Source organism: Glutamicibacter sp. TV12E (assembly GCF_052441935.1).
GTDB lineage: Bacteria > Actinomycetota > Actinomycetes > Actinomycetales > Micrococcaceae > Glutamicibacter.
The window spans coordinates 696,461-719,017 of sequence record NZ_JBQVVF010000001.1; the positions used below are offsets into that span (position 1 = coordinate 696,461).

General features: G+C 60.1%; 17 protein-coding genes and 3 tRNA genes. 9 read left to right on the plus strand and 11 right to left on the minus strand.

The genetic code is table 11. The features are described from left to right. Positions 1–14: 14 nt before the first annotated feature. Both ACT7DV_RS03140 and ACT7DV_RS03145 read left to right on the plus strand, forming a co-directional pair. Positions 15–2,102, plus strand: a complete 2,088-nt coding sequence (locus ACT7DV_RS03140; RefSeq protein ID WP_444660838.1) for a prolyl oligopeptidase family serine peptidase — start codon at positions 15–17, stop codon at positions 2,100–2,102. 63 nt (positions 2,103–2,165) lie between these two features. Beyond that, a tRNA-Ser gene (locus ACT7DV_RS03145) sits at positions 2,166–2,257 on the plus strand. Positions 2,258–2,471: 214 nt separating this feature from the next. Here ACT7DV_RS03145 and ACT7DV_RS03150 read toward each other — a convergent pair. Continuing rightward, on the minus strand, positions 2,472–3,386 hold the full coding sequence (locus ACT7DV_RS03150; RefSeq protein ID WP_444660839.1) for a hypothetical protein: 915 nt from the start codon (positions 3,384–3,386) through the stop codon (positions 2,472–2,474). A gap of 30 nt (positions 3,387–3,416) precedes the next feature. Further along, on the minus strand, positions 3,417–5,537 hold the full coding sequence (locus ACT7DV_RS03155) for a RecQ family ATP-dependent DNA helicase (RefSeq protein ID WP_444660840.1): 2,121 nt from the start codon (positions 5,535–5,537) through the stop codon (positions 3,417–3,419). 176 nt (positions 5,538–5,713) lie between these two features. On the opposite strand from ACT7DV_RS03155, the gene ACT7DV_RS03160 reads away from it, so the two are divergent. The 4 genes from ACT7DV_RS03160 to ACT7DV_RS03175 all read left to right on the plus strand — a co-directional run bounded on the left by ACT7DV_RS03160 (position 5,714) and on the right by ACT7DV_RS03175 (position 9,473). Beyond that, on the plus strand, positions 5,714–7,138 hold the full coding sequence (locus tag ACT7DV_RS03160; protein ID WP_444660841.1) for a phosphomannomutase/phosphoglucomutase: 1,425 nt from the start codon (positions 5,714–5,716) through the stop codon (positions 7,136–7,138). A gap of 12 nt (positions 7,139–7,150) precedes the next feature. After that, the gene (locus ACT7DV_RS03165; protein WP_444660842.1) at positions 7,151–7,621 is read left to right on the plus strand and encodes a hypothetical protein; all 471 of its coding nucleotides are present in this window, start codon (positions 7,151–7,153) and stop codon (positions 7,619–7,621) included. 77 nt (positions 7,622–7,698) lie between these two features. Further along, complete coding sequence (locus ACT7DV_RS03170; RefSeq protein WP_444660843.1) at positions 7,699–8,157, plus strand: RrF2 family transcriptional regulator; 459 nt, start codon at positions 7,699–7,701, stop codon at positions 8,155–8,157. Between the two features lie 143 nt (positions 8,158–8,300). Continuing rightward, complete coding sequence (locus tag ACT7DV_RS03175; RefSeq protein ID WP_444660844.1) at positions 8,301–9,473, plus strand: globin domain-containing protein; 1,173 nt, start codon at positions 8,301–8,303, stop codon at positions 9,471–9,473. Between the two features lie 66 nt (positions 9,474–9,539). Here the strand turns inward: ACT7DV_RS03175 and ACT7DV_RS03180 are convergent, their stop codons facing one another. The 3 genes from ACT7DV_RS03180 to ACT7DV_RS03190 form a co-directional block, all read right to left on the minus strand. Next, on the minus strand, positions 9,540–10,580 hold the full coding sequence (locus tag ACT7DV_RS03180) for an alpha/beta fold hydrolase (RefSeq protein ID WP_444660845.1): 1,041 nt from the start codon (positions 10,578–10,580) through the stop codon (positions 9,540–9,542). Beyond that, positions 10,577–11,104, minus strand: coding sequence for a PadR family transcriptional regulator (locus ACT7DV_RS03185; RefSeq protein ID WP_060700584.1), 528 nt, complete (start codon positions 11,102–11,104; stop codon positions 10,577–10,579). The genes ACT7DV_RS03180 and ACT7DV_RS03185 overlap by 4 nt, the downstream gene beginning before the upstream one ends. A gap of 177 nt (positions 11,105–11,281) precedes the next feature. Continuing rightward, positions 11,282–13,114 carry a phosphoenolpyruvate carboxykinase (GTP) gene (locus ACT7DV_RS03190; protein ID WP_444660846.1) on the minus strand — a complete coding sequence of 611 codons (1,833 nt, stop codon included), beginning with the start codon at positions 13,112–13,114 and terminating at the stop codon, positions 11,282–11,284. Between the two features lie 315 nt (positions 13,115–13,429). Between ACT7DV_RS03190 and ACT7DV_RS03195 the strand changes: the two genes are divergently transcribed. The 3 genes from ACT7DV_RS03195 to ACT7DV_RS03205 all read left to right on the plus strand — a co-directional run bounded on the left by ACT7DV_RS03195 (position 13,430) and on the right by ACT7DV_RS03205 (position 14,341). After that, positions 13,430–13,503: transfer RNA gene (locus ACT7DV_RS03195), tRNA-Arg, on the plus strand. Between the two features lie 57 nt (positions 13,504–13,560). Next, positions 13,561–14,106: a GNAT family N-acetyltransferase gene (locus tag ACT7DV_RS03200; protein ID WP_444660847.1), complete on the plus strand. Its 546-nt coding sequence runs from the start codon at positions 13,561–13,563 to the stop codon at positions 14,104–14,106. Between the two features lie 161 nt (positions 14,107–14,267). Next, positions 14,268–14,341, plus strand: a tRNA-Arg gene (locus tag ACT7DV_RS03205). A 68-nt stretch (positions 14,342–14,409) separates the two neighbouring features. Here ACT7DV_RS03205 and ACT7DV_RS03210 read toward each other — a convergent pair. From ACT7DV_RS03210 to ACT7DV_RS03235, 6 genes are all read right to left on the minus strand, one after another. Beyond that, the gene (locus ACT7DV_RS03210; RefSeq protein ID WP_444660848.1) at positions 14,410–15,423 is read right to left on the minus strand and encodes a LacI family DNA-binding transcriptional regulator; all 1,014 of its coding nucleotides are present in this window, start codon (positions 15,421–15,423) and stop codon (positions 14,410–14,412) included. Positions 15,424–15,527: 104 nt separating this feature from the next. Continuing rightward, the gene (locus tag ACT7DV_RS03215) at positions 15,528–16,946 is read right to left on the minus strand and encodes a GH1 family beta-glucosidase (protein WP_444660849.1); all 1,419 of its coding nucleotides are present in this window, start codon (positions 16,944–16,946) and stop codon (positions 15,528–15,530) included. Beyond that, entirely contained in the window at positions 16,946–17,833 is an 888-nt protein-coding gene (locus tag ACT7DV_RS03220) for a carbohydrate ABC transporter permease (protein WP_444660850.1), read from the minus strand. Before ACT7DV_RS03220 ends, ACT7DV_RS03215 begins: the two co-directional genes overlap by 1 nt. Next, positions 17,826–18,926, minus strand: a complete 1,101-nt coding sequence (locus ACT7DV_RS03225; protein WP_444660851.1) for a carbohydrate ABC transporter permease — start codon at positions 18,924–18,926, stop codon at positions 17,826–17,828. The genes ACT7DV_RS03220 and ACT7DV_RS03225 overlap by 8 nt, the downstream gene beginning before the upstream one ends. Positions 18,927–19,016: 90 nt before the next feature. Beyond that, entirely contained in the window at positions 19,017–20,348 is a 1,332-nt protein-coding gene (locus ACT7DV_RS03230) for an ABC transporter substrate-binding protein (protein WP_444660852.1), read from the minus strand. Between the two features lie 267 nt (positions 20,349–20,615). After that, positions 20,616–22,532: an ExeM/NucH family extracellular endonuclease gene (locus ACT7DV_RS03235; protein WP_444660853.1), complete on the minus strand. Its 1,917-nt coding sequence runs from the start codon at positions 22,530–22,532 to the stop codon at positions 20,616–20,618. Positions 22,533–22,557 lie beyond the last annotated feature (25 nt).

Consider the following 22,557-nt stretch of genomic DNA (forward strand, 5'->3'; position numbering starts at 1 on the left):
CATAGACTATGCCCATGACTGAGCAAGTTTCTAAGGCGAAGAACACCGATCCATATTCATGGCTGGAAGGGACCCGCGACGAAGCTGCCCTGAATTGGGTACGCCAGCAGACGCTGCGGACTGAAGACGAACTCTACGATGACTCGTTCCGCGGACAGGTCCAGCGCATCAAGTCTGTTCTCGATGCCCAGGACCGCATCCCCATGGTCACCAAACGCGGCGAGCACTACTACAACTTCTGGCGCGACTCGGAACACCGTCTGGGGCTTTGGCGGCGCACAACCTGGCAGTCCTATCTCACCGATGCTCCTGAGTGGGAGGTTCTGCTCGATCTGGATGCTTTAGCGATCGCCGAAGGACAAGAATGGCATTTTGCTGGATCCTCGCTGCTTCGTCCACAGAAGTCAGAACCCTACGAACGGGCGCTGATTCGGCTGAGCCCTGACGGTGGCGATCAGGTGCGCGTTCGCGAGTTTGACCTGGCCAGCAAGCGTTTTGTCGTAAACGGCTTCGACTTGCCGGTGGCCAAGACCCAGGCCTCCTGGATTGACCGGGACACCTTGCTCGTCGGCTCTGCCAGTAGCGGGCAATTCACCACGCGATCCACCTACTCGAGCACGCTGCGCCGCGTCGGTCGGGGCATTGGAATTGAAGAGGCACCGATACTGTTCGAGGTCGACAAGGAGCACGTGGCTGCCTTCGGCTACTACGATTCCACCCCGGGTTTCGAGCGCGTAGTGACCACTGACGCCATTGATTTCTATCATTCAATCACCGGAGTCTTCCTCGATGGAGAGCATCATGCCATTGATGTGCCCACCGACGTTCAGGTCAGCCTTCACCGGCAATGGGTGCTGTTCGCCCCGCAGACCGATTGGAAGCATCAAGGCCAGATCATCGCAGCCGGCTCATTGGCGATCACCCCGCTCGACGTGTTCCTAGCCCATGGAACTATCGAAAGAGTGCTCTTTACCCCCGATGACAGCACTGCTTTGGAGTCTTTGAGCTTCACCGCCAACTATCTGCTTCTCACTGTTTTGCATCACGTCGCCGCTCAGGTGCGCGTCATTAACTTGCGCGAGAATTTCACCGAATCGCAAATGCCGCTGGAAGACCCGATGCTGAGCATTTCGGTGGGTGCCGTCGACGATGAAGACGACCTCAGTGGCGATGACTATTGGATGACAGTCACCGGTTTCACCACTCCGACGACGTTGTTGAGAGGTGCTGTCGGTTCCAAGGCCGCCGCGGTGAAGAAATCACCAGAACGCTTCGCCGCCGATGGACTTGTTGTCACCCAGCATTTCGCAACCTCAGCTGATGGCACTCGGGTTCCCTACTTCCAGGTGGCACCCGAAGACGTGGTCCTTGATGGGCAGAACCCGGTACTGATGGATGGCTATGGCGGATTCCAACACAGTATGACCCCTGGCTATGCCGCGGCGATGGGCGTGGGGTGGCTGTCTCGCCACAACGATAGCGGCCGACGAGCAATTTACGTGATGGCCAACATTCGAGGTGGTGGCGAATATGGTCCGGCTTGGCACCGTGCAGCCCTGCGCGAAAATCGCCACCGGGCATACGAGGATTTTGCGGCGATCGCCGAAGACCTGGTGCAACGTGCTGTGACCTCGCGCGAGCATTTGGCCGCTACCGGCCGATCCAATGGCGGCCTGCTCATGGGCAACATGATTGCCGGGTACCCCGAGCTGTTCGGCGCCATCTCCTGCGGAGTCCCGCTGCTTGACATGCAGCGCTACACCCAGCTCGCCGCGGGGCATTCATGGATCGCCGAATACGGGGATCCTGAAATCCCCGGGGATTGGAAGTTCCTTCGGACGTTTTCTCCCGTTCATCGCCTCAGCGACCAGCCACATCCAGTGGATGACTATCCTGCGTCGTTGATTTGGACCACAACCTCCGATGACCGGGTCGGTCCCTCGCAAGCACGCATCATGGCGGCCAAGATGATGGATCTGGGTATTGATAATGTGCGGTATCACGAGCCAGAAGGTGGCGGCCATGCGGGTTCGACTGACAACGAGTCAACCGCGAAAATGCTGGCTACGAGTTACGAATTCCTCTGGCGACATGTGCAGTAGCCGACTCGTTTTGGAACACGCGCCTATCTTCAGGTAGGCTAGATTCTGCTGGAAACAGCGGATGGACACGTGCCAGAGCGGCCGAATGGACTTCACTGCTAATGAAGGGTCGGGCTAAAACTCGACCGGGGGTTCAAATCCCCCCGTGTCCGCCATAAAACCCCTACTCAGGTAGGGGTTTTCTTTTTAATCAACAGGTTCATGCGAGGCGCAGAAGCGGCCTGCACCGCGAACGCCCAAGAAAGCCTCGAAGATAGCTTTGCTGATGCTATCGGCGCCCGATTCCCGGCAAGTGAAATCAAAAAAGGCGCCCCGAGCTTGAAGCTCGGAGCGCCGATCAGGATCCAGCCAACGGATCGAGGGTCTGCATTAGTCCTTGCGCTTAACAAAGGTCTGCAACATGTTCTGCACGATGTCTTCCGGCAACGACGTATGACGCACGATAATCTCTGACATGCGGTCCAGGTCAGTATCGGCGATCGCTTCAAAGAGTGCTTCACGGTCGACTTCAGGCAGCTCCGCCGCGTCGAAGTGCACAGGCCCGTCAGGTCCTTGGCCCTCAAAACGGAAATCAGCGACACTGCCATCGGTTGCTCCACCGGACATTGGCGAGGTCGCGATCATCCGTTCCAGGTCTTCCACCGGCAGACCGGTGTAGCCATGCAAAATTTTTGCCGCTTCTTCAAAGTTGGAATCGCGCAGCATGGAGAACAGCTGGTCGTATTCATTTGCTGGCAATTGCTCGCTGGAGAATTCGCGGCTCTCGCCATCGAGCTCAAAGGCCATCTTGAAGTGGGTAGCGCTCGGCTCATTTTCCAGGCCGAACTGCTCGCTCCATTCCTGCGGAACCACCCAAAGGTCATCAGCGGATTCCGGATGGGAGTCCTCTGCCTTATCCGTGGATGCCTCGCGGTCTTCACGCTCGACCTGGGCTTCCAGCTTGTCGCTCAAGGCCTTGATCTCAGCATCATCAATTGGAAGTTCCTTGGCCGGAGCAACCTGCGGGTACTTATCGAGGCTGCGCACCGCGATGACGCAGTTCTTCACCGAATCGCCGGTAGCCGCACGGTAGATCTGCACGGCACCCATGACATCGCCCTTGGCCAAGTTGCGGTAGACCGAATTGCGCGAGGAATCATCTAGTTTCGCGTTAGCTGCTTCGGCCGCTTCGCGGGAGATCGCCTGCGCAACTTGCGCAGTGTTCTTCTTCCGCAATGCCTGCAGACCGAAGTAGCCCAGGGCAATCACGGCAATGACGACGACGAGCCAGATGATAATTTCCATACATCCAGACTACTTCGTTTAACTGTGCAATCACCCTGCTACGCCCAAAGTGAAAGGCAGGACACCCGGCGCCCCGGCAATCCGCAAAGCACGGCCGGCCATCGCCAGCGACCACCGCGAATCTGCAAGGTCGTCAACCAGCAAAATCGGACCGGGAGCCCCCGAAACCAGTTGTTCCAGGGCCATCGGAAGTTCGAAGGCGTCAGCTACCGCGGCCACGCGGAACGCCGAGTTGCCTCCGGAGCCGTTTTGCGGCCCCGCACCCCGGTACTCCAGCTGCCCCAGGTAGCGAAGCCGCCCCACCTCAGCCAAGTTCTGGGCCAGCGAGGTGATCAGTTGCGGGCGCTTATTCGAAGGCATGGCAACAACACCCACCGGGCGTTCTTCCCAGTTCCATTCGGCCAGAACCTTGACGCAGGCATCAAGCATCGCCTTGTCGATGGGGTGATCGGCCGGGTCGGCAAACAGCTGGCGCAAGCGATTGCCCCACCCGAGATCGGTCAGCCTGGCCAGTGCGCGGCCATTGGCCAGCTGCTCATCAACAGGAATTTTCCCCTTGAGCGAATAACCCAATCGGTCCAGTCCCGAGGGGTAGAGCTTGCGCGGTTCGATCGGGATACCGACCCGCCCCAACGCAGCCTGGGCGCTGTCCTTGGAATTTTCTGGAATGTGGTCATCGAACCAGACCCCGGCACAGTTATCGCAACGGCCACAGGCCACCGAGCGCGGGTCATCCAGCGCCTCGGTCAGAAACTGCATGCGGCAGCCCCGGGTGTTCTCGTAGCTGACCATCAGGGTTTGCTCGTGAATGCGGCTTTGCGCCACGCGCTTGTACCGATCAGCGTCATAGGTCCACGGCATATCGGTGCGCATCCAGCCACCGGCTACGCGTTCCACGGCCCCGTCCACGGCCAGCACCTTCAGCAATAGCTCCAATGGGGAGCGGCGCAAATTCACCGCGCTCTCCAAGGCAGGAACGCTCATCGCGCCATCGGTGCTGGCCAAGGCGTCAAGCACCTGGGTAGCGCGGAGCTGATCCGGCATCGAACTGGTGGCGAAATACTCCCAGATTTCCGAATCGTCCGGGCCAGGAAGCAGCAATACGTCGGCATTCACACTGCCACGGCCGGCACGGCCAACCTGCTGGTAGTACGCTACCGGCGAGCTCGGTGCGCCAACGTGAAGCACAAATCCCAGGTCTGGCTTATCGAAGCCCATGCCCAGCGCGCTGGTTGCAATCAGTGCTTTGACCTCATTGTTTTTGAGGGCTTGCTCTAGCCGCTCGCGCTCCTCCAAGTCGGTGCGCCCGGTGTAGGCGGCCACTTCATGCCCGGCTTCACGCAATAATCTGGCGATATCCTCGGCCGCGGACACGGTGAGGGTGTAGATAATGCCAGAGCCCTTGAAGTCGTTGATGTGGCTGAGCAGCCACGCCAGCTGCATGCGCGGAGATGGCAGGCGCAGCACGCCAAGGCGCAGCGAATCACGGGCCAGGGTGCCGCGCAGCGTGAATACCTGCTCGGTCCCGCCTGCCAGTTGTTCAGCGACGTCCTCAACCACGCGGCTATTGGCTGTTGCGGTGGTGGCCAGCACTGGCAGGCCTTGGGGCAAGCGGGCGATCAGGTCGCGAATGCGGCGATAGTCCGGGCGGAAGTCATGGCCCCAGTCGGAAATGCAGTGCGCTTCATCGATTACCAGCAAGCCCAAACGCTGCATGAGCATAGGCAATTGCTGTTCGCGGAAGGACGGATTGTTCAGCCGCTCGGGCGAGACCAGCAGCACATCAAGTTCATTGCGATGCAGCTTGTCAAGAATTTCACGCCATTCGAGCACATTGGCCGAGTTGATGGCCGCGGCACGGACCCCCGCGCGTTCTGCGGCGGCCACCTGGTCGCGCATCAACGCCAGTAGCGGGGAGACGATCAGAGTCGGGCCATAGCCTTGCTCCCGAAGCAACAACGACGCGATGAAGTACACCGCGGATTTTCCCCAGCCAGTACGCTGGACCACCAGCGCGCGGCGGCGTTCAGCAACCAGTGCTTCGATCGCTTCATACTGTCCGTCGTGGAACTGGGCTTCCGGGTTTTGCACCAGGGCGCGCAATTTCTGCAGCGCCAGTGTTTTCAGATCCACCTGCATTGAGCCATCCATGGCTCAAGTATTTCAGTTTCCTCCCCTGTTTTAGTCCCGGGGCGGGACGATTTGTGCAAGAAGCGGGAAACAGAGGGTGACGGGAACCCGTATCTAGCGGAAGTGTTAGGCATTTCCCATGCACAATAGCGCCATTCTCGATGATTTGAATCAGTCAAACCGGTAGGCTGAAAGGTGTGAGTGAAGAAATTGATCTTAATCAGAGCTTTAAGGCCTACGACGTTCGCGGCGTAGTCGGCGAGAGCCTGAATGCCGAAGCGATCGAAGCTATCGGCGCTGCCTTTGTCGATGTCTTGTCCCTGGCCGGCAAGGACGTCTTGGTCGGTGGCGACATGCGCCCGTCCTCGGCAGAATTTGCCCAGGCCTTTGCCCGCGGTGCGACCTACCGGGGCGCCAACGTCATCATGCTCGGATTGATTTCCACTGACGAGCTGTACTTCGCCTCCGGCAAGCTGGACGCAGCCGGCGTCGTTTTCACCGCCAGCCACAACCCTGCCCAGTACAACGGCATCAAGATGTCCACGGCTGGGGCTCGCCCGATCTCCTCGGCCACCGGCCTGTTCGACATCCGCGACCTCGCGCAGCAGTACCTGGGCGAGGGCCTGCCGGTCTCCGGCGATGCCCCGCAAGGAACCATCTCCGAGCGCGATGTCCTGGCAGACTACGCCGCCTACCTGCGCGAACTGGTTGATCTCTCGGCCATCCGCCCATTGAAGATGGTGGTGGACGCTGGCAACGGCATGGGCGGCATGACCACCCCGGCGGTCCTCGGCGATACCGTGCTTTCGGCGCTGCCTTTGGAAATCGTCCCGCTGTACTTCGAGCTGGACGGCACCTTCCCCAATCACCCGGCCAACCCGCTGGAACCGGAAAACCTCAAGGATCTTCAGGCCGCGGTGCTGGAGCACTCCGCCGATCTGGGACTGGCCTTCGACGGGGATGCCGACCGCTGCTTCGTGATCGATGAGCGCGGCCTGCCGCTCTCCCCGTCGGCCATCACCGCGTTGGTTGCTGTCCGCGAAATCGCGCGTGTGCAGGCCGCCGGCGAAGCGAACCCGGTGATCATCCACAACCTGATCACCTCCAAGGCAGTTCCTGAATTTGTCGCCAAGTCTGGCGGCACCCCGGTAATGACCCGCGTGGGCCACTCCTTCATCAAGGCCGAGATGGCGACCCAGGGCGCAGTTTTCGGCGGCGAGCACTCCGCCCACTACTACTTCCGCGATTTCTACAATGCCGACACCGGCATGCTCGCTGCCATGCATGTTTTGGCGGCGCTGGGCGAGCAGGACCTTCCGCTCTCCGAACTGGGCGCCGAGTATGAGCCCTATGTTGCCACCGGCGAGATCAATTCGCAGGTTGAGGACAAGGAGGCCGCCACCGCTTCGGTGCTCGCGCACTTTGACGGGCAGCCGGTGGATGTGATGACCATGGATGGCACGACCATTTCTGCTGCCGACGGCAGCTGGTGGATTAACCTGCGCCCTTCCAACACCGAACCATACCTTCGCTTCAACGGCGAGGGCCGCACCGCAGAAATCATCGAGCCTGTGCGCGATGCCGTATTGTCGATCGTGCGCGGAGAAAACGCCACCAACTAGCAAAGGGAAGACATGAATCTCGAATCATTGGATGAGGGCGTCAAGGACGCGCTGAACAAGGTTCTGGGCACCGCGCTGGGCGTGGCTCGCGAACAGCTTGAAGAGCAGGGCGTGTTCCTCCCCTTCGCCATCGCCTTGGAGCCGAAGGAAGGCGAAGACGAGCCTGAGCTGCGCCTGATCGCCGTCCCGCCAACGGACGATCCCGAGGATCCGGACGCCGACATCGACACCGAAGCCATGGCCTCCGAACTGGTCCAGGTCCTGAACCAGCAGGGCACCCACTTCGAATCCATCGCCATCGCCTCGGACGTACTGCTCCAGGAAAACGATCGCGACGCCATCCACGTGGTGGCCGAGCACCGCGTGGGCGCGGCCCTGGCGATCGTCCAGCCGTACACCATGCCGGCCGAGCCAGGCGGCGAGTGGATCTTCGACGAGCCTGCTGCAGAATCCGCGGAGACAGTCTGGGCCAACGCGCTCTAGAACCCGCCTTGCAGTTTTGGGGTCAGCATAGTCACTATGCTGACCCCAAAATGCTTTCTCCGCGTAAAGTAATCAGCATGAAACTCAGTGCCTTCACCGACGTGTGCCTGCGAACCATCATGGTCCTGGCAACACCCGGAACTGGGCAACTGACCAGCCGCGAGATCTCCGATTCGGTTGGAGTCCCCTATAACCACGTCGCCAAGGCTGTGCTGGAATTGCGCAGGCTGGGAATATTGCAAGTCACTCGCGGCCGCAACGGTGGCGCGGCCTTGGGCGATAACGCGTTGCATACCTCGCTCGGCGGGCTGTTGCGCCAGTTGGACAAGCGCACCGATATTGTCGATTGCTCCGAGCATGACGCCCAAACGGCTTGCCCGTTGTCGGGCAATTGCCGATTGCGGGCCGTCTTCCGCCAGGCTCGTGAAGCTTTCTACGCTTCATTGGATCCCTTGACCATCCAGGACATCTGCCCTTCATCATCCGCGTCGCCGATCAAGTCGCTTCCGTTCCCGATGGTGCGCGATTTTTCCTAGCTTCCCCTCGCCGCTGAATTGATTTCGCTTGCTCTTCGCGGGTGGGCTCCAGGTGAATTTGCAATCTTCTTCTACGAGGCGTAGAAATGAATTATAAATCTTGCATTTCATATACGAGTTATTTCTACTCCCAAGGAGACCCGATGCTGTCCCCCAAGTCCTTCCCTGTCATTGAGGCCACTTTGCCGATCATCGCAGAGCGCATCTCCAGCATTACCCCGAACTTCTACAACCGCCTGTTCGCAGCCCACCCGGAACTGCTCGACGGAACGTTCTCCCGCTCGAACCAGAAGAACGGCACCCAGCAGCAGGCCTTGGCCGGGTCGATCGCAGTTTTTGCCACCTACCTGGTCAAGCACCCTGGCACGGCTCCTGAAACGATGCTCGCCCGCGTAGCCCACAAGCACACGTCCCTTGGGGTCGCCGAGGAACAATACCCCATCGTCTACAAGCACCTTTTTGATGCCATTGCCGAAGACCTGGGCGACGCGCTGACCCCGGAGACCGCCGACGCCTGGACAGAGGTCTACTGGCTGATGGCCCACGCGCTGATCAAGATCGAGAAGGACCTGTACGCGCAGCAGGCCAATGCCGGGATCTACGCCCCGTGGAAGCTCGTCGAGCGTGCTGAAACCGGCGTTGATTCGGTAATCCTCAGTTTTGAACCGGCTGACGGCACCCCAGTCACCGTGGCCAAGCCGGGCCAGTTCGTTTCGGTGCGCATGCCGATGGCCGACGGTCTGCGACAGGTGCGCCAGTACACCCTGAGCAACGATGTCGAGCATGCCCGCCGCACCATCACCGTGAAGCTGGATGTGAACGGCGAATTCTCCCCGGTAATCCACAACAATATGGAGATCGGCGGCGTCATTGAGCTATCGAATCCCTACGGCGACCTGGTCATCGACAACGACGGCTCGCCCCTGGTGATCGCCACCGCCGGCATCGGCTGCACTCCTAGCGCCGCCGCATTGCAGACCTTGGCTGTCCACGGCTCCACTCGCAAGATCACCGTGCTGCACGCAGACCAGGAAATCACCACGTGGCCATTGCGCGAGCAGATGCTTGAATCCATCGGCAAGCTGCCAGGAGCCACCCTCAGCACCTGGTTCGAACGCGGGGAATTGCCCGAGGGGCTGAACGCCCATTCCGGCTATATGGACCTCACCGCGGCGCTGTCCGAGGATGCCCAGGTCTATCTTTGCGGTCCCCTGCCATTCATGAACGCCGTGCGCACCCAGGCGCTGGAGGCCGGTATTCCAGCCGAGCGCATCCACTATGAGGTCTTCGGTCCCGACGTGTGGCTCGCCGCCTGATATCAAGGGTGCAAATAAGCGCTGCCGGCGGATTCAGGGAGAATTCGCCGGCAGCGCCTTGTGCCACTACTTTTCGTTATCCGCAGGATCTTCCCGGCGATCGCCTTGCTGCGGCTGCTTCTTCTTGAAATCGAGTTTCGCGGTGAACCTGCCCGTCTTCTTCTGCCCGGCTTCATCTGCCGCCCCCATCGATTCCTCGGCTGCCTGGCTTTGATCTGCCGGTGCTTCAGCCGGAGCCGGCTTGGCGCCGCGTGCCGGTTTCACCGCCTGCGGGTCAACGAGGATCTGGTGCAGGCCACCATCGGCAATCCACTTGCGCAGCACCGAGTTGAAGAGGATCGGATTCTCGATATTCCACTGGTGATGCATTCCCGGAACCACGCGGGTGATCGCCTGCGGAAGCTTCTCGTGCAATGCCGCGAAGGACTTCTGCACGATTTTCGGCTCTTTGGCGCCCACCAGCGCGAGCACCGGTCCTTGATAGGCCTCGAGGTTCCCAGGCAGTCCGCCAGGATCCAGGTCGTTCATGATGGCACGCATATTTTCGGGCTTCAGCTTGACCCCGTGTTCGGCGAACAGCTCGCGCTCGTCGTCAACCATGCCGTAGGCCCCGGCTTGGAAACGCCAGTACCATTCGCTGCCGATCAGTTTCAGCTGCATCCGGTGGAAAGCACGGGCTGTGGCGCTGGCCCCGGTCACCGGCGCACCGGTAATCAGCACCGAGTCCACCAGTTCGGGATGCCGTGCAGCCACGTGCAGCGCGATGACCCCACCGAGTGAAATGCCAACGAGGTGCACGCCGCCTTCGGAGACTTCGTCGGCGATCAGCGCCGCTACATCGTCGGCTGCCGATTCCAAGCCCTCCCAGGTTTCCTCGAAGCGGGCCCCGAAGGCCGGCAGGTGCAGGGTCAGGATGTTGAAGTCGCCGAAGGCCAGAACCTGGGGGTCCCAGCTCCAGTTGCCGACGTTGCCTCCGTGCAAGAAGACCAAGGTTGGCACCTGGCGTCGGCCCTCAGCCGCCCGCCCCGGGTGGACCTCGGGGTAGTCGGTGGCGTCACGCGCTGTGCCTTGAGCTGGCTTGGGCCCGGAATCTTTGGCGGAAGTCATGGCAGGTACTCCAATACCGCGTCGAGCCATTCCAGCTCGGCGGCTTGTTGTCGGATCGCATGGTCAAGGGTGGCGGCCATCAAGAAGCTTCGCCGGTCGGCAGCCGCGCGCATATCGATGCCTTCGCGCTGGGAGAGGTAGTCATCGAGGATGAACTGGGTAGCTTCGCGACGCTGCACCAGCAATGCTTCGATATCTTCGCGCTCCAATTCGGCGGCGAAGAACACCTGCCCCATGAAGGGATCACGTTCTGGAGATTGCACGGCTCCTGCCGACAGCCACCCGGTGAGGACTTCGCGTCCCGCGTCGGTGATGTGGTGTTCTTGGCGGTCAGGGTAATTGCTTTGCGCTACGGTGCGCACGGTGGCATAGCCCTTATCAACCAGCTGAGCCAAGGTGCGATAAATCTGTGCCTTGTCCGCATTCCAGAAGTGGTTAATAGAGGAGTCAAAGTGCTTTTTGAGCTCATAGCCAGTCATCGGCGACAAGCACAGCAGCCCAAGAATCAAACGTGCCAAAACCATAGGGTTATCTTTTCACAGTTAGTTGATTTTGCACCCACTTTGGCTCGGTGTGGGAAAACTGTGCCCGGATTGTGACAATTGCGCGCCACGGTTGCTTCTTGCGCAGGCAAAAGGCTCCTCGCCTCTGGAATTCCAGAGGCGAGGAGCCTGTCATCGCTTATTGATCAGCGTTCCAGCCTAGGCGTTCAGGCGCGACTTCAAGCCATCAAGCTCGGCCCGCAGCGAAGCTGGCAGCGCTTCGCCGAAGTTTGCGTACCATTCTTCGATGCCCTCGACCTCGGTGGCCCATTCGTCCTTGTTCACAGCTACGGCAGCCTCGACGTCGGCCGGGGTGAAGCCTTCCAGGCCGGTCAGGTCGATGGACTCGCCGGTTGGCACGTTGCCGATGATGGTTTCCGTGGCATCGGCGGTGCCTTCGATGCGCTCGATAGCCCACTTGAGCACACGCGAGTTGTCGCCGAAGCCTGGCCATGCGAAGCCGCCATCGGCGGTGCGGCGGAACCAGTTGACCAGGAAGATCTTCGGCATCTGCTCAGGGTTGAGCTTGGCCGAGATGTTATCCCAGTGGTTCAGGTAGTCACCTGCGTTGTAGCCGATGAATGGCAGCATGGCCATTGGATCGCGGCGGATCACGCCGGTGGCGCCTGCGGCTGCCGCGGTGGTTTCCGAGGACAGGGTGGAGCCCATGAAGATGCCGTTGGTCCAGCTGCGCGCTTCGGTCACCAATGGGATGGTGGTCTTGCGGCGGCCGCCGAAGAGGATCGCGTCAATCTTCACGCCATTTGGCGAGTAGTAGTCTTCCGAGAGCATGTCGACCTGCGAGATCGGGGTGCAGAAGCGCGAGTTAGGGTGCGCTGCCGGGCGTCCGGACTCCGGGGTCCAGTCATTGCCCAACCAGTCGGTCAGGTGTGCTGGAGTCTCGTCGGTCATGCCTTCCCACCACACGCCGCCTTCATCAGTGAGGGCCACATTGGTGAAAATGTTGTTGCCCTTGGCAATAGCGCGCATGGCGTTCGGGTTGGTGGACCAGCCGGTGCCTGGCGCTACGCCGAACAGTCCGTATTCCGGGTTCACGCCGCGCAGTTCGCCGTCCTTGCCGATGCGCATCCAGTTGATGTCATCGCCCAGGGTCTCTGCCTTCCATCCTTCGATGGTTGGATCCAGCAAAGCGAGGTTGGTCTTGCCGCAGGCCGATGGGAAGGCAGCTGCGATATGGTAGGCCTTGTTCTGCGGGCTGGTCAGCTTCAGAATCAGCATGTGCTCTGCAAGCCAGCCCTCATCGCGGGCCATGGCCGAGGCAATGCGCAGCGAGTAGCACTTCTTGCCCAGCAACGCGTTGCCGCCGTAGCCCGAACCGAAGGACATGATGGAGCGCTCTTCCGGGAAGTGCACAATCCACTTGTTCTCATTGCATGGCCACGCAACGTCTTCCTGGCCTGGCTTCAATGGTGCGCCGACCGAGTGCAATGCCGGTACGAAGAAAGCATTCTCCGCTTCCATCTTGCGCAGAACTTCAGTTCCGATCTTGGCCATGATGCGCATGGAAGCCACGACGTAGGCGGAGTCGGTGATTTCTACGCCGTAGGCAGGAGTTTCTGCATCCAGCGGCCCCATGACGAAAGGAATAACGTACATGGTGCGTCCGCGCATCGACCCGTCAAACAGGCCATTGAGCATGGACTTCATCTTCTCCGGGTCTTCCCAGTTATTGGTGAAGCCGGCGTCTTCCTTCTTCTTGGAGCAGATGAAGGTGCGCTCTTCTACTCGCGCAACGTCCTTGGGGTCCGAAAATCCTGCGTAGGAGTTAGGGAAATTTGGATCGGTCAGCTTAACCAGGGTTCCGGCCTCGACCAACTCGGCGGTCAGTCGATCTGCTTCTTCAGCTGATCCGTCTACCCAATAAACACGATCCGGCTTCGTCAGGGCGGCCACTTCTTCAACCCAGCTTGCCAACGCCTTGTGCGAAGTAGCGGCTGCGTCGATAACGGTCTGATCCGAGCTCGTGCTCATTATTTGTTCCCTCCATTGGGCTCAACTAGCAATGAATCAAGGCTATGGGGAGCATGCGAAGCCGACCGTGTGATTGAGACCTCAGAATTCTCACACGCGTTAATTAGAATGCACAAAATTCCCGAAATTCCGGGGAAGAGGGAAGCTCGAAGTTTAAAAATATGTGACGAAGGTCACGTAGACCGGTACCCTTTCGTCCGCTTCATATATCTTTTGTTCACCTCAGCACGGTAGCTTTGCCCGCCAATTTGTACATGCCGAAAACGACCTGTATAGTAATTCGAGGTTCGTGAGAACGAATCTACAACAGAATATGCGCCCATAGCTCAGCTGGATAGAGCGTCTGTCTACGGAACAGAAGGTCAGGGGTTCGAATCCCTTTGGGCGCACAAATTGAAAATTCCCGCTCAACCGAGTGGGAATTTTTTGTTCCCACGGAGAAGTTGATGCGCCAGCTCACCCTTGATTCGCAAACCGCCCTTCGAATGCTCAGAGTCAGCGACGCCTCGCAGGTTGCCCAGGCTTACCTGCGCAACAGAGAGCACCTGCGCGAATGGGAACCAGAGCGCGCAGACGAATATTTCACCGAAGCTTGGCAGGCCGAGAATATTTCACAAGTCCTCGATGCACATCAAAATGGACTGGCCTACCCCTATGGACTCTTCCGAGGCGATGCGCTGGTCGGCCGTTTTAATATCGCTTCAGTCGTCCGCGGTCCTTTCCAGAGCGGCAGCCTCGGCTACTGGGTCGATCACAACTTCACCGGCCAGGGCCTCGCCTCGCACGCCGTGGCCGCGCTGCGCACCGAAGCCACCGATTCCCTTGGCTTGCACCGGCTAGAAGCCAGCACCCTCTTGCACAATCACGCTTCACAACAAGTGCTCCTCAAAAATGGCTTTGGCAAAATCGGCATGGCACCGAATTACCTGAAAATCGCTGGCATATGGCAAGACCACAACCTCTATCAGGCGATACTCCACAACCGAGCCTGATTTCCCTTGCACAGGACCTGGATTCTGTGGCAATCAAGCCATTCAATGCGGTCTCCACTAGATATTTTGTGAATCACGGCACTTTTTCCCATTTCGGTTTTTTCTCCGCCTCAAACTCGTGTACAGTTATTCAAGTCGTCAAGACGACAACAAATAAATATGCGCCCATAGCTCAGCTGGATAGAGCGTCTGTCTACGGAACAGAAGGTCAGGGGTTCGAATCCCTTTGGGCGCACAAATTGAAAATTCCCACTCAACTGAGTGGGAATTTTTTTATGTTCTTACCAGAATTCGACCTGCCAGCTAGTGGGAATCACGCAGCACAAGTTTGGTGTCCATGATGCTCCACTCGGGCACCTGCTCGCCCTGGATCCTTTTGATCAGCAATTCAGCCATGATCTCGCCCTGGCGTTCAGGGAACTGCGCAATCGTGGTCAGGGGCGGGGTGGAACTGCGCGCAAACGAGTCGTCGTCCACCGCAGTCACCGATACATCCGCGGGCACTTTGAATCCTGCTTCGGCCAGCGCCTGCAATGCTCCGAAACCCATCTGCGCACTGGCGGCAAACAAGCCATCAAAATCGGCCTTGCTTTCAATCAGCTGCTGCATGATCTGGTGTCCGCTGGCGGGTGTGAAATCACCAATCCTTATGACAGTCGGTTCTAGTCCGGCGTTGTGGACGGCCTGCCGGAATCCGGTCAAGCGGTCCAAACCGGCGCCCATGTCCTGCGGCCCGGCGATCATCGCCAACCTGGTGCGCCCCTGGGCAATGATGACTTCCGTTGCTTGGCGGGCGGCGGCAATATTGTCGATGTCTACTACGTAGATTTCATTCTGGTCGGTGCTCATGGTGCGTCCGCCGTAAACCAGCGGCAGCAGGGAGCCCAGGTCCGCATAAGAGCGGTCCGCCGCATGATGCGACAGCACCAAAGCGCCATCAACGTTTCCGCCTTGAAGATAGCGGGTGGTTTTTGCTGGATCCGATTCGGTCGAAAGCAACAGGGTCAGCATGAATTCGGTGCCCGCCACATATTGAGCGGCCCCCTGAACCACCTTGGCAAAATAGGGATCGGCGAAGAACTTCGCCGTATTTTCGGGAACCACGAGCGCAATCGAGTTGGTCCTCCCCTGGGCCAGCGAACGAGCTGCCCGGTTGGGGACATAGTTCAGGTCCCGGATCGCCTGTTCAACAGCCTTCCTGGCATCAGCCTTCACCCGGTCCGAACCGTTGACCACACGAGATACCGTGGCGCGCGAAACCCCGGCTCGCTCTGCGACCAATTCCAGTGTTGCCTGCGGCTTGCGTGGTTCTTGCATGCTCATTCCTGTGCGCCTGGCTCCGGGTAGTTTGCTGGCCACCCAAGCATGCAAGATGGTCCGCAACGCCCCTAGCCGGGGCCGCGGACCATCTTGCTCAGGTGTTATGCCATTGTACGATTAGCGGCAATCAGGCTTGCGTAGGCCCGACCACTATTCTTGATGATTCGTTCCTGGCTCTGATAATCGACATAGATGATGCCGAAGCGCTTGTCATAGCCCCAGGCCCACTCGAAGTTATCCAGCAATGACCAAACGAAATAGCCACGGACATCTACGCCGTCCTCGATGGAACGGGCAACTTCATCCAGATGGTCCAAGATGTATTCGCTGCGCTCGCGGTCCTCGACGGTTCCCACCTCGCTCACCTCATCGGTGTACGAGGCACCGTTTTCGGTGATGTAGAGCGCCGGCAGGTTCTCGTAGTCCTGCCGCAAACGGTTAAGCAGAACCCGCAAGCCCTGCGGGTTCACTTCCCACCCCATGGCGGTGCGAGGCAAGTCGCGCGCCGGGAAGGTCACGTACTCGCTGCCCACGAATGGAGAAGACTTGGCAGAATCCGTGGGAACCACCGCAGCTGGCTGGCCTTCTGGAAGCGGGTGGCCGGACACATTGTCATCATGGTAGTGGTTGACGCCAAGGAAATTGATGGGCTGGTGGATGATTTCCAGATCCCCGGGATGAATCACGCCGGACAGCCCCAGGTGGCCGACATCCTCCAAGAGGTCTTCCGGGTAGGAGCCCTTCAGGATCGGGTCCAGATACATCCGATTCCACAACGCATCGATGCGGCGGGATGCTTCAAGGTCCACCGGATCGGCAGGGTCATTGGGCACTGCATTGGTCAGGTTCAAGGTGATGCCAAGTTCTTGCGCACCCAATTCGCGCAGCCGCCGGGTGGCAAGCCCGTGGGCCAGATGCTGATGGTGCATGGCGGCCAGCGCGGCCGCAGGTTCTTGACGTCCCGGCGCATGCTCGCCGGCGGCGTAGCCGATCAGCGACGAGCACAGCGGCTCGTTGAAGGTGGTCCAGTGCTGCACGCGGTCGCCGAGTTTGCCGTAGACCGCCTCGGCGTACTCGACAAATTGGTAGGCGGTGTCGCGGTTGGCCCAGCCACCGCGTTCTTCCAGTGCCTGGGGCAGGTCCCAGTGGTAGAGGGTCAGCCATGGCAGGATCCCGTTCTCCAGCAGCTCGTCAACGAGGCGTGAATAAAAATCCAGCCCCTGCTCATTGACCGCGCGGCCGCCGGGCACCACTCGGGCCCAGCTGGTGGAGAAACGATAGGAATCCAACCCCAGTTCCCGCATCAGCCCTACGTCTTCGCGGTAGCGATGATAGTGGTCTACCGCCACCTCGAGGTTTTCTCCCCCGGCGATGGCTCCTTCCTTGCGGGCAAAGGCGTCCCAGACGGAGTCTTCCTTGCCATATGAATGGCCTGCGCCCTCAATTTGAGCCGCCGCGGTGGCCGAGCCAAAGAGGAAGTGCTTGGGCCACGAAAATTCTTGGGATAGGTGATGAGTCATTAGCCCTTTACAGCTCCTGCCATAATTCCGGATACAAGTTGTTTTCCTGCCACGGCGAAGAGCAGCAGCAGGGGAATCGTGGCCATTAGCGCGCCAGTCATCACGATGGTGTAGTCGACATATCGGGCAGATTGCAGCTGGCTCAGGGCCACCTGCAGGGTGGGTGTTTGCGGGGCCACGAGCATGGGCCACAGGTAGTCGGTCCACGCGGTCATGAAGGTGAACAGCGACAGGATCGCCATGGCCGGACGGGCCGCCGGCACACCAACGTGCCAGAAGGTGCCAATCATCGAGGCTCCGTCAACGCGGGCAGCTTCAATCAGTTCGTCCGGGATGCTGTCCACCAGATACTGGCGCATGAAGAAGACTCCAAAGGCGGTGACCAGGGTCGGGATCATGATGGCTCCGAGGGAGCCAGTCCAGCCCAGCTGCTTCATCATCATGAACATCGGGATGATGCCCAGCTGGGTAGGCACCGCCAATGTGGCGATCACGAAGATCAGCAGCCCCTGGCGCCCGCGGAATCGCAGCTTGGCAAAAGCATAGCCCGCCAAGGTGGAGAAGCCGACAACCGAGAAGGTGATCACCGAGGAGACGACCAGGCTGTTGCCCAGCGCCGCCCAGAAGTCGACCGAATCGAATACCTCGGCCACGTTGACCCAAAATTGCCCGCCGGGCAACAGCGGTGGCCAGGCCATGGAGAAGACGGCCCCGGTGGAGGAACCAATGACGAAGGAATACCACAGCGGGTAGGTGCTGCCGATGAGGAATGCCAGCAGGATGCCGTAGGTGAGGAATCCGGGGCGCCGGTCGGCGGAAAAGTTCTTTCCTCGACCCGGGCGCACGACTTTGGGCGCCGAGGTCCGTTGCACGGTGGCGTTACTCATCTTTGGCACTTCCTGTCTGCAAGCTGGCGAAGCGATTCCTGGCACGTTTGGCGGAGCGGTTGACTGCTCGGCGATGTTTCTTCTGCTCCGATGACGAGGCGATGGTGCCGGAGATCAAGAAGTTGATCACGCCAATGACGATGATGATCAGGAACAGGATCCAGGCCACGGCCGAGGCACGGCCGAAGTCTCCGCGGTTGAAGGCCAGGTCCCACAGGTAGAGCACGGTGGTTTGGTATTGCCGATCTGGCCCGCCAGGGACCGAGCTGCTGGGGTTGAAGAGCTTTGGCTCGGTGAAGATCTGCAGGCCGCCGATGGTCGCAGTGATGATCACGAAGATCATCGTGGGGCGGATGCTGGGCAGCGTGATGGAGAAGAAGCGGCGAATCGCCCCAGCCCCGTCAATGGCTGCCGATTCATGCAGTTCACGCGGCACCGCCTGCATGGCCGCGAGCAGGATCAGCGCGTTGTAGCCGGTCCACCGCCAGTTCACCATGGTCGCGATGGCCATATGCGAGGGCAACACCTCGGTCTTCCAGGCGATCGCATCCAGGTTCAGGGCACCGAGCAGGTTGTTGATCAGGCCGTACTTCTCGTCGAAAGCGGTGGAGAAGATCAGCGTCACCGCCACCGGGGTGACCACATAGGGCACCAGCACGCTCATCCGCCAGAAGGTCTTGGCGCGAATGTTCTGATCGAGCATCGCGGCGATGAACGTGGCCACCGCCAGCTGCGGGATGGCTGAGAGCAGGAAGATGCTGAAGGTGTTAAACAGCGAGTTCCAGAACAGCGGGGACGCCAGCTCGGCTTTGTAGTTATCCAGGCCCACCCAGTCACCGGCTCCGCCCAGCAGGTCCCAGTCGTTGATCGACACCACAAAGGTATAGATCAGCGGGAAGAGCCCGACCAGTGCAAAGAGGATGAAAAAGGGCGAGATGTAAAGGTACGGGGAGTACTTATGGTCCAGCCGCCCGCGCAGGTGCCGTCGGCGCATGGTGCGCTCGGCCTTGGATCTCTCCAGTTTTTCGGCGGTGGGAGTGCTTGGTTTTTCGGTCGCGGGTTTCGGCCGCGACATAGGCGTCGTGGTGCTCATCAGTGTCATCTTTTCTGCTGCAGTTGCGTTGTGCGGGGCCAGGCCCGTGGTTGCTGTCTAGCCCCGCACCATGCGGTGGTGGCTATCGGATTACTTGATGTCCAGTTCCTGCAGCGTTGACAGGGCGCTGTTCCAGGCGGCTTCGCCGTCGGTGCCCTGATCGATGGCGATGGTTGCTGGCCCGAAGACCTGCTCCTGGATGACCGAATCCCCGGCGCCCTTGAACTGGGCCTTCACTCCTTCGGCACGATGGCCGAGGATTTCGCCGATGGGTGCGCCGTTGAAGAACTTGGTCAGCTCGTTCTCGCCGGTGACGGCCTTGGAATTCTGGGCTTCAAGGTTGCTCGGGAAGGCTCCCGCTTCTTCGAAGGAAGTGGCCTGGGAGGTGGCGCTGGTCAGGTACTGGGCCAGCTTTGCTGCTTCGGCAGGGTGCTTGGAGGTGCTCGGAACGGTCAAGAATGCGCCACCCCAGTTAGCCGGGCCGCCCGGGAAGACATCGGCAAAGTCCCAGCCGTCCTTCGCATCGCCACCGGCGCCTTGGACTTGGCCCTTGACGTTGCCCAGCATCCAGCCCGGGCACGGCATCACGGCGAAGGAGCCATCAACGAAGGCCTGGCCCTTGCCCCAGTCCCATTGGGTCTGTCCTGAAGACAGTCCCTTGGACGCCGCAGCGGACAGCTGGTCCCAGCGCTGGCGCAGTTCGGTGTTCGAGTCGATGTTCAAGGTGCCATCGGCCTTGTAGTAGCCTTCATCGAGCTGGTTGACCATGGCATTCCAGACGAAACCGGACTGGTCGTAGAAGGCCTTGCCGGATTTCTTCACATAGTCCTCGCCGACAGAGAAGAAATCCTCCCAGGTGGCGTCGTCGCCGCCGAAGAGTTCGGCCACCTTGTCGCGATCGCTGGGCAGGCCGGCATCCTTGAAGAGCCTGCTGTTGAAGCACAGGCCCATGGGGCCGATATCGGTGCCGTAGCCGATGATTCGCCCGTCGGCATCGGTGGCCTGCTTGACCTTCCAGTCCACCCAGTCGCCCGAGATTTCGCCCGCGCCATATTCGTTGAGGTCGGTGAAGCTGTCGGAGACGGTCATGACCTGGCCGAGCCAGCCTTCTTCCACGGCCTGGACATCCGGCAGGCCCGCACCGGCGGCCTGCTTGGTCTTCCAGTCGGTCAGCGCGTTGCCGCCGGTGTCGATATTGGTGGCTTCGATGGTGACGCCCGGGTTCTCTTGTTCGTACTTCTTGTACAGGGGATCCAGCCCCTGGGTGCCGAAGGTGGTGACCGCCAGGGTCACGGGATTCTCGGCCGAGGCTGGCTGGGCGGCATCTTTGCTTTCGCCCGATGCGCAGCCTGCGGCAAGCAGTGCAATGCTTGAGGCCAGAACTGCTGCCTTGGCAAGCCGGGATGTTCGCGAGGGGTTCACGGTGACTCCATTCAAGTTCGGTTCGTGCGAGTTGGTGGGTCCAGCATCTTTTGAGAGCGCTCTCAAAATTGGGCAAAAACAATAGGGCTCATCCCTGAACCCTGCTGGCCGTGGCAATGAAAGCGGATCTGCCTGGTTATTTTGTGAGCGCTCTCACAAAACTCCTTCACCAATTCTCCACGATGGAACTTTCTTGTCAACCCCTGAGGGAAAATCGGCCGGGCACCCTTCAAGCTGAAGGCGCCCGGCCGATAGAACTGGCTGAATCTAGCCCTTTTTGGCCAGTTCCAGCCCTACAAGCACCGGGTCGTGATCCGATGAGCGGTATTGGTTCTGGCTAAACAGATTGGTGATGTTGTAGTTGAAGCGGCTGTATTCATAGCCCACGGATTCGATGGCGTTGATATTCCAGATATCCTGCCCGGTCACCTTGGTGGCCAATTCTGGCGAGGCCAGAATATGGTCCAGGGAACCGCTCAGTCCGTCATAGATGTAGCTCTGCGAATCCGCCGTGGCACCCAGATCAACGTAGCCCGCATCAGCGAGCACCCGGATTGGATCCTCGGCGGCGTAGGAGTTGAAGTCGCCAGCCAGCAGCACCTTGCGGGTATTGCGCGACTGCTTGAGCTGATCGGCAAAGCCAACCAGGGCCTTGGCCTGCTCAACGCGGTCGGCATTCCAGGCTCCCTGGCCGTCGCCGGAGTCGGCATTGCCCGAACCGTCATCGGGGTTGGATCCCTTGGACTTGAAGTGGTTGGCCACCACGACAAAACGGGTGTTCTGGTTGCCGCCGACCTTCTGGAAAGCCTGGCCCAGTGGATCGCGGGCATTGCCAAAGGCCTCGTCGTCGAGGATGACCGATTCGTCAATCGGCTTCACCGTCTTGGCGCGGTAGATGATCGCGGTGCGAATCACATCTTCGTCAGCCGGAATAGCCGCCGGGCTTGGCACGTAGCTCCAGATCTTCTGGCCGGCAGCCGAGTTCAGCTGCTCCACGAGGTGAGCGAGGGCGGCATCGCGGTCCTGTCCGAAGCGGGCCGAGTTTTCGATTTCTTCAAGCACCACCACATCGGCGGTGAACTTGCCCAGCGCCGCAACAATCTTGGACTGCTGGCGCGCGAAGCTCTCCGCGTTGGCAGCTCCGCGGGCATCACAGCCCTGGCGCACGGTCAGCGGGTTTCCCTCGCGGTCCCGGTAGTAGCTGCAGCCTTCGAGCTCTTCGCCGGTGGTGGTGAAGTAGTTCAGCACGTTGAAGCTGCCGACACTCACATTGCCGCCAACTTCTTGCGGTGCTTCGTTGTCGATCTGCTCAAATGCCAGCGCAATATCCGCATCGTCGGCGCCGGTCACCTGGCCCTGGGGCTGCAGCCGCCACAAATCGTAGCGGTAGTCCAGGATCATCGGCCCGGTGAAGGCGGCGTTGGCGCCAACGCTGACCCGCTGTTCGGCGTCAATGTAGGGCAGGGCCACCGTGGTGTTCTTGGCGGTGCTGAAGTTCAGCGTGGCGCCGTCGTCAACCACGATGGAGCGCTGCGCATTTTCTTCGGCGAGCGCGGCAGCCTGGCCACTGCCCGGGGCAAAAACATCGGTGGGCTGGCGGAGCAATTTTTCACCTGGCAGGATCGAGCTGGTTCCCATGGCCAGGCTCAGTTCGCCGTACTGGTTCAGCGAGTAATTATCCGAGACGGTGAACTCGCCCTGTGGTTCTACGAGCATGGATTCGATCTGCTCGCGCCCGGCCTCGTCGCTGGGCAGGGAGATGGCCAGCGGCTTGATGGCTTCGGCTGCTTCCTCCAGACCCTGGACGCTTTCGGCTTTGATCTGGGTGAGCCCGTAGTACTCGCTGACGGTCCCGGAGACCTGCAGGTGATCCCCCACCTGCACGGAGGACACCTCGTCGGGAGCGTAAACGAATACCGCCGGGCTGCCGCCGGTTGGCAGCTGGGCCCCGGTGCCGGCGCTTTGCAGGTAAAAACCGCGGATCCCGCCCTCGGCGTAGGCGCCGGTGACCACCCCGCGCACGGTGGCTTGCTGGCCAACCAGCGGAGAGCTGCCGCCGGTGCCCTGCACCTGCTCGATCGGGATGATCTCGATGGTGTCGGCCTGGGCGGCGCTGAAGCTGGTTGCGGCAACCGCCCCTGACAGCAATACTGCTGCAATGCGCGTAGTTCGTCTTTTGCTCATGATGTCCCTCAGTTGATGATCAATG

Bases quoted from the DNA above. Each gene is read 5' to 3' on its own strand.
- ACT7DV_RS03140 (WP_444660838.1), top strand. From the start codon at position 15: ATGACTGAGCAAGTTTCTAAGGCGAAGAACACCGATCCATATTCATGG.
- ACT7DV_RS03150 (WP_444660839.1), bottom strand. From the start codon at position 3,386: ATGGAAATTATCATCTGGCTCGTCGTCGTCATTGCCGTGATTGCCCTG.
- ACT7DV_RS03155 (WP_444660840.1), bottom strand. From the start codon at position 5,537: ATGGATGGCTCAATGCAGGTGGATCTGAAAACACTGGCGCTGCAGAAA.
- ACT7DV_RS03165 (WP_444660842.1), top strand. From the start codon at position 7,151: ATGAATCTCGAATCATTGGATGAGGGCGTCAAGGACGCGCTGAACAAG.
- ACT7DV_RS03170 (WP_444660843.1), top strand. From the start codon at position 7,699: ATGAAACTCAGTGCCTTCACCGACGTGTGCCTGCGAACCATCATGGTC.
- ACT7DV_RS03175 (WP_444660844.1), top strand. From the start codon at position 8,301: ATGCTGTCCCCCAAGTCCTTCCCTGTCATTGAGGCCACTTTGCCGATC.
- ACT7DV_RS03180 (WP_444660845.1), bottom strand. From the start codon at position 10,580: ATGACTTCCGCCAAAGATTCCGGGCCCAAGCCAGCTCAAGGCACAGCG.
- ACT7DV_RS03185 (WP_060700584.1), bottom strand. From the start codon at position 11,104: ATGGTTTTGGCACGTTTGATTCTTGGGCTGCTGTGCTTGTCGCCGATG.
- ACT7DV_RS03190 (WP_444660846.1), bottom strand. From the start codon at position 13,114: ATGAGCACGAGCTCGGATCAGACCGTTATCGACGCAGCCGCTACTTCG.
- ACT7DV_RS03200 (WP_444660847.1), top strand. From the start codon at position 13,561: ATGCGCCAGCTCACCCTTGATTCGCAAACCGCCCTTCGAATGCTCAGA.
- ACT7DV_RS03210 (WP_444660848.1), bottom strand. From the start codon at position 15,423: ATGCAAGAACCACGCAAGCCGCAGGCAACACTGGAATTGGTCGCAGAG.
- ACT7DV_RS03215 (WP_444660849.1), bottom strand. From the start codon at position 16,946: ATGACTCATCACCTATCCCAAGAATTTTCGTGGCCCAAGCACTTCCTC.
- ACT7DV_RS03220 (WP_444660850.1), bottom strand. From the start codon at position 17,833: ATGAGTAACGCCACCGTGCAACGGACCTCGGCGCCCAAAGTCGTGCGC.
- ACT7DV_RS03225 (WP_444660851.1), bottom strand. From the start codon at position 18,926: ATGAGCACCACGACGCCTATGTCGCGGCCGAAACCCGCGACCGAAAAA.
- ACT7DV_RS03235 (WP_444660853.1), bottom strand. From the start codon at position 22,532: ATGAGCAAAAGACGAACTACGCGCATTGCAGCAGTATTGCTGTCAGGG.